5 protein-coding genes are annotated in these 4,632 nt (G+C 71.5%); 3 read left to right on the plus strand and 2 right to left on the minus strand.

The features are described 5' to 3' along the window. Nucleotides 1–12 precede the first annotated feature (12 nt). Entirely contained in the window at nucleotides 13–1,317 is a 1,305-nt protein-coding gene (locus tag NON22_RS20585) for a PQQ-dependent sugar dehydrogenase (protein WP_257388856.1), read from the minus strand. 240 nt (nucleotides 1,318–1,557) lie between these two features. Here NON22_RS20585 and NON22_RS20590 point away from each other — a divergent pair, with 240 nt between their 5' ends. Both NON22_RS20590 and NON22_RS20595 read left to right on the plus strand, forming a co-directional pair. Next, on the plus strand, nucleotides 1,558–2,166 hold the full coding sequence (locus NON22_RS20590; RefSeq protein ID WP_257388857.1) for an alpha-ketoglutarate-dependent dioxygenase AlkB: 609 nt from the start codon (nucleotides 1,558–1,560) through the stop codon (nucleotides 2,164–2,166). Nucleotides 2,167–2,297: 131 nt separating this feature from the next. Beyond that, entirely contained in the window at nucleotides 2,298–2,798 is a 501-nt protein-coding gene (locus tag NON22_RS20595; protein ID WP_257388858.1) for a hypothetical protein, read from the plus strand. On the opposite strand, the gene NON22_RS20600 is transcribed toward NON22_RS20595, so the two are convergent. After that, complete coding sequence (locus NON22_RS20600) at nucleotides 2,788–4,320, minus strand: tetratricopeptide repeat protein (RefSeq protein WP_257388859.1); 1,533 nt, start codon at nucleotides 4,318–4,320, stop codon at nucleotides 2,788–2,790. The genes NON22_RS20595 and NON22_RS20600 overlap by 11 nt on opposite strands. Between NON22_RS20600 and NON22_RS20605 the strand changes: the two genes are divergently transcribed. After that, the coding region (locus NON22_RS20605; protein WP_257388860.1) for a hypothetical protein at nucleotides 4,303–4,632 on the plus strand (330 nt) is incomplete at its 3' end. The genes NON22_RS20600 and NON22_RS20605 overlap by 18 nt on opposite strands.

The raw sequence follows: 4,632 nt of genomic DNA on the forward strand, positions 1-4,632 counted from the left end.
CGACGGCGCCGCTCACGGCGCCGCCGTCACACGCCAGATCACGTTGCCGACGTCGTCGGCGACGAGCAGCGCGCCGCGGCCGTCGATCGCGACGCCGACCGGACGGCCGCGCGCGCGGCCGCGCTCGTCGAGGAAGCCGGTCAGCACGTCCTGCGGCACGCCGACCGGGCGGCCGTCGGCGAAGCGCACGAAAACGACCGCGTAGCCGCTCGGCGGCTTGCGGTTCCAGGAACCGTGCTCGCCGATGAACATGCCTTCGGCGTAGGCGTCCGGCAGCGCGTTGCCGGCCGAATGCGCAAGGCCGAGCGCGGCGACGTGCGCGCCGAGCGCGTAGTCGGGGACGATGGCCTGCGCGACGAGGTCCGGCCGCGGCGGCTTGACGCGTTCGTCGACGTGCGCACCGAAATAGCTGTAGGGCCAGCCGTAGAAGCCGCCGTCGCGCAGCGAGGTCAGATAGTCGGGCACGAGGTCCGAGCCGAGCTCGTCACGCTCGTTGACGACGGTCCAGAGCCGGCCGGTTTTCGGTTCCCGGGCCAGACCGTTCGGATTGCGCAACCCGCTCGCGAAGACGCGGTAGCGGCGCGCCGCCGGGTCGACTTCGAGCACGGCCGCGCGGTCGCGTTCCTCGTCCATGCCGTGCTCGGCGACGTTGCTGTTGGAGCCGACGGTCACGTAGAGGCGGCGGCCCTGCGCGTCGGCGATCAGGTTCCTGGTCCAGTGGTGATTGCGCGGGCCGGCCGGCAGCGCGACGACGGTGTCGGGGCTGCCGCCGAGTGCGGTGTCGCCGCGGCGATAGGTGTAGCGCAGCACGGCATCCGATGCGGCCACGTAGAAATCCTCGCCGACCAGGGCCATGCCGAACGGCGAATTGATGCCGCTCGCGAATACCGTGCGCCGTTCGGCGCGGCCGTCGCCGTCGGCATCGCGCAGCAGGGTGATGCGGTTCGCGCTCGGCGTGGCCGCGCCGGCCTTCTTCATCGCGCGCTGCATGAACCAGGCTTTGATCCCCTTGTTGTCGGCGGGCTTTGGCGGCGCGTTAGTCTCGGCGACGAGCACGTCGCCGTTGGGCAGCACGTAGAGCCAGCGCGGATGATCGAGATCGCGCGCGAACGCCTCGACCGCGAGCCCGTCGGCCGCGCGCGGCCTTGCGCCGTCCGGCCAGCCCACGGCGGTGGCGACGTCGACGGTCGGCACGGGACTGTGCCGCGGCGGCGGCAGGGCAGGGTCGGGACCGGTGGCCTGGTGCAGCGGCAGCACGGCGTGGTCGCCGCAGGCGGCGAGCAGCGCGGTGGACAGCAGAACGACGACGCGGCGCATGGCGACCTCGGCCGATGGCAGGCGGTTTGCCTGCCAGGACGACGCAAGCGGGATACCAGGGAGCGCACGGGCCCGCAGGCCGCGCCGCGCGTCACAAGTGTGCGCAGCGGCGGCGATTTGCCGACGCGGCCGGCGCGCCGGCGTCGCGTCGCGGCGGGCAGTCGTCCCGAACGGTCGCGACGACCGTGCAGACGGCAGTACCGCGGTTGCGCCGGCGCCGGGCGCACCCATCTGTGCCGCATGGATTTCCGTCAGTCCCAACCCGGCCTGTTCGACGCGGCGGCGACCTGTCTCGTCGACGACGCGCTCGGCCGCATCGACTATCACGCGGGTTTCGTGCCGGCCGCCGCGGCCGCCGACGCGTTCGGCGCCTTGCTGCGCGAGGTGCCCTGGCACGCCGAGCGTCGCCGCATGTACGAGCGCGAGGTCGACACGCCGCGCCTGCTCGCGAGCTATGCGCTGGACGCCGCCGTGCCGCCGGCGATTGCCGCGCTCGTGCCACGCGTCGCCGCGCAGGCCGGGGCTCCCTTCACTCACGTCGGCCTGAATCTGTACCGCGACGAACGCGACAGCGTCGCGCCGCACAACGATCATCTCGAGGAGCTGCAGCCCGGCCAGCCGATCGCGCTGATCTCGCTCGGTGCGACGCGCGAGATGGTGATCCGCGCCAAGCGGCCGCCGCGGCGCGTGCTGCGGCTGCCGCTGGAGGCCGGCAGCCTGCTGCTCATGAGTTACGCGACGCAGCTGCACTACGACCACGGCGTTCCGAAACAGCGCACGCCGGTCGGCGCGCGCATCAGCCTCGCGTTCCGCGTGCGCCGGCCGGCGGCGGAACGCGCGCGGTATTGAAACGGCGGTCGCCGCACGGCCCGAAGGCGCCGGCTTCGGCCGCTGCGCCGTTCGCAGCGCATCGCGGCGGGACGACGCGCCGGCGACGGCTATCATCCCGTCGTCAACAAAGCGGGCTACGCTGCGCACGCATGCCGACTGCCGCATCGAATGCCGTTCCACGCCGCGTGTTCCGCAACGACACGGCGCTGGGCCTATGGCTGTTCGTCGCGGCCTGGATCGCGATGCTGGCCTGCTTCAGCTACATCGTCTGGCGCGACGGCGGTATTCCGCAGACCGGCCGCTGGACCTGGCCGCTGCTCGGCGGTTTCTGGTTCGCCGGCGTCGGCATCGCCGGCTGGGCTGCGGGCTTCCCGTTGCTGCGCGTCGAATTGAACGCCGACGGCCTGCGGCTGCGCGAGCGCTATCCGTTGCGCGCGACCGAGGCGCGCTACCGCACGCGCGATCTCGTCGCGCCGCGCGTGGAGCATGCCCGCGACGACGACGGCGACGCGCGCTACGACTGCGTGCTCGGTCTGCCCGGACCGCGTCGCGTCGTGCTGTACAGCGGCGCCGATGCGGACGCGGCGCAACGCCGCTGCGAGGAGCTCGCGGCCGGTCTGCGGCACCATTGCCGCGGTTTCAGCGGCTGAGCGGCGGGGCTATCGTCGAGCCGTCGGCGCGGTTCCAGTCGAAGTAGGCGCTCAGGCGCTCGGCCTGGACAACGACGTCGCTGTCGGCAGCGCTCGTCCGCCCCGCCGCGAGCACCGATCCGTCCACGAAGGCGGATGCGCCCGCCAGATCGAAGCGCCGCAGGCTGAGCTCGGCCAGGTTGATGCGCGCCGCGTCGCTCTGCGAGCCACGGCCTCCGTAGACGCTGCGCAACTCCTCACGGGCCCCTTCCAGTTCATAGGCCGCTTCGAACAGCTTGCCTTCTGCCAGCAGGACCTGCGCCAGGCAGCGACGGAATATCGCACGGTTGCCGAGGGCTTCCGCAGGCGTGGCTTGCTGGGCTCGGCGATAGAAGAATTCGGCCAGCGCCGGGTCGCCGATCGCGAACTGGTAGGTGTCCGCGAGATTGAAGTACGCGCTGGCCATGAACGTGCTCGTTTCGCCGTATTTCGCGCGCGCCGTGTCGATGGCGCGGCGAAACATCTGCACGCTTTCCGGCGCGCGCTGCACGTTGGCGTAGACCGACGCCATTCCTCCGTACAGGTGCATGAGAACGCGGTCGTCGCGCCCGTTGTCGCCTCGGATCTCCCGATGCGTCGAAAGCGCTTCGTCGTAGACCTCCAGCGCCGCCCGATAGTTGCCGACGCGGGCATGGGACTGGCCCAGCAGCCGCAGGATCTCGACATGGTTGAGGTCGTTGACGCGGCCGGCGGCGCGCCGCTCGGCTACCAGGGCCTGCATTTCCGCGAGCGCCTCGCGATAGTTTCCGCTGTCCGACACGATCATGGCTCGCCGCTGGCGCAGCCAGTCGATCTGTTCGGGACGATGGTCGGGCCGCGCGCGCAGCAGAGCCAGCACCGTGTCGATGTATTCGATGGCCTTGGCCGGCTGACCGAGAAAAATCGCGCTGCGCACGCGCAGCTCCCAGAGCTGTTGCAGCAGTTCCGGGTCGCCGAAGCGGGCGGGATCGGCGATACGTTCCACGCCGCGGCTGGTGAGTTCGGCGGCCTTCGTATATTTGTCGTAGAGAACCGCGACGCCGGCCTCCACCAGGTCCTGTCGGCTCAGCAATTCCACCGGCGGGTCGGCGACCGTGGCCATCGCATTGCGTGCGATCTCCGCCTGGCGGGCCGCTTCCTCGCGGCTGTCCATCCGGAAGTACAGATACGACAGTGTCTGTGCGAGCCGAGCATATACGACCGGTTCCAGGGTCGCGCTTTTGTTCTGCAGCACGCCGGCGGCTCGTTCGATCAAATCGCCGGCACGCATCTCGGTCGCGCGGCCGCGGCCCGGATCGGCCGCCGTGAACGCGTCGATCAGAAAATCGGCGACATGCTGCGCATGGTCGCGCTGCGTCTGGGCCGCCGCGAGCGCCTCGACGGCGCGGCCGCGTTCGCTTTCGGCGCGGAAATACTGCGCCACCGACACGCCGGTCGTCGCGAGCACGGCCAGGCTCAGCACCGCGGCGACGGCGGCCGTCATGCGATGCCGGCGCAGCAGCATGCGCAGGCGGTACCAGCGCTCCGACGCGCGCGCGGCGATCGGACGGAATTCGAGCACGTTGCGCAGCTCGGCGGCCAGTTCGTCGACCGAGTGGTAGCGTTCGTCGGGCGCCTTGCGCAGAGTCTTCGCGAGCACGGTGTCCAGGTCGCCGCGCAGCGCGGCGGCCAGCGCCGCGACGTCGGCGAGGCGGCGGTTCGTCGCGACGGCGGCGTCGGCGTTCTCGCCGGCCGCGCCGCTGGCCAGCGGCGGCGGGTCGTGAGCGATGCGCTGGATCACGGTGTCGCGCGAACCCTGATCGAAACGGAACGGCGG

It is taken from the genome of Tahibacter caeni (assembly GCF_024609805.1).
Taxonomy (GTDB): Bacteria; Pseudomonadota; Gammaproteobacteria; order Xanthomonadales; family Rhodanobacteraceae; genus Tahibacter; species Tahibacter caeni.